Here is a 389-nt window from a genome sequence, read left to right as displayed (position 1 = left end):
CGGCGTACGCGCGCATCACCGCGGTGAGCAGCGCGACCGCGACCCGGCGGCCGCGCCACGCGCGCCGCACGCCCAGCAGCTCGGTGTACCCCGAGGGGTACCCGGCCGCCGGCCAGTCCTCCTCGTAGCGTCCCGAGACCGCGTACCCCACGACCTCACCGGCGTCGTCGAGCGCGACGAACGACCACGTCGGCGCGAACATCGCCTTCGAGCGCGCCCACTGCTCGGGCGTGCGGGGCTCGGAGCCCCAGTGGTCGGCGAAGACCTCGTTGTGGGCGACCCGCACGGCGTCGTCGAGCTCGGGCGCCCAGGGGACCACGCGCAGGCCGTCGACGTCCGGGACGTCGGGCAGCGCGACGTCGAGCGGGCGGCGCATGTGCGTGTAGTAG

Annotated in this window: 1 protein-coding gene; it reads right to left on the bottom strand. The window is 75.6% G+C overall.

Going from position 1 to position 389, the window contains the following annotated elements; genetic code table 11:
• Positions 1 to 376: GNAT family N-acetyltransferase (locus G3I56_RS43015; protein ID WP_203691986.1), on the bottom strand; the 376-nt coding region annotated here is incomplete at its 3' end.
• Positions 377 to 389: the final 13 nt, after the last annotated feature.

The organism is Streptomyces sp. SID12488, assembly GCF_010548275.1.
Lineage (GTDB): Bacteria > Actinomycetota > Actinomycetes > Streptomycetales > Streptomycetaceae > Streptomyces.
The sequence above is the reverse complement of the archived record's forward strand: the minus strand, read 5'-3'. Positions and strand labels throughout refer to the sequence as shown.